The following is a 387-nucleotide window of genomic DNA, read 5'->3' as shown; positions in this document are numbered from 1 at the left end:
AGAGTCCAGCTGGACAACTTGGAGAAGCACATTGTTTGGGTTTCATCCCATGGTGCCTGGCTGTGTTCGACTATATTTCACATTTTTCTTTTTTATATTAGCGTTTGGGTTTATTAGGGTTTTGCGGATGAGTGCTCAGACTGGAGAGGGGAGCGGCGCAGGTGCTGAAGGAGTTCTATCTGGAGCTGCGGAGGAAGGCGGTGGGGTCGGTCGACAGCGCGCCCATCACCACGCGGCAGCTGGAGTCGCTGGTGCGCCTGGCCGAGGCCCGAGCGCGTGCCGACCTGCGCCAGGTGCAGTTCTTTTGGCAGGATGATCTTGTGATTGTCTCCAAGTTCTCTGTGAATGTATGGATGTGACTGGGTGCTGACTCTGACGATCAGAGTC

General features: G+C 55.0%; 1 protein-coding gene. It reads left to right on the top strand.

Annotated elements, in window-relative coordinates:
- The first annotated feature begins 131 nt into the window (after window positions 1-131).
- Window positions 132-359, top strand: coding sequence for a hypothetical protein (locus ON19_RS45210; RefSeq protein WP_043700669.1), 228 nt, complete (start codon window positions 132-134; stop codon window positions 357-359).
- The last annotated feature ends 28 nt before the right edge of the window (window positions 360-387 follow it).

Source organism: Nocardia abscessus NBRC 100374 (assembly GCF_000308455.1).
In the GTDB taxonomy this organism is placed as follows: Bacteria; Actinomycetota; Actinomycetes; order Mycobacteriales; family Mycobacteriaceae; genus Nocardia; species Nocardia abscessus.
The sequence above is the reverse complement of the archived record's forward strand: the minus strand, read 5'-3'. Positions and strand labels throughout refer to the sequence as shown.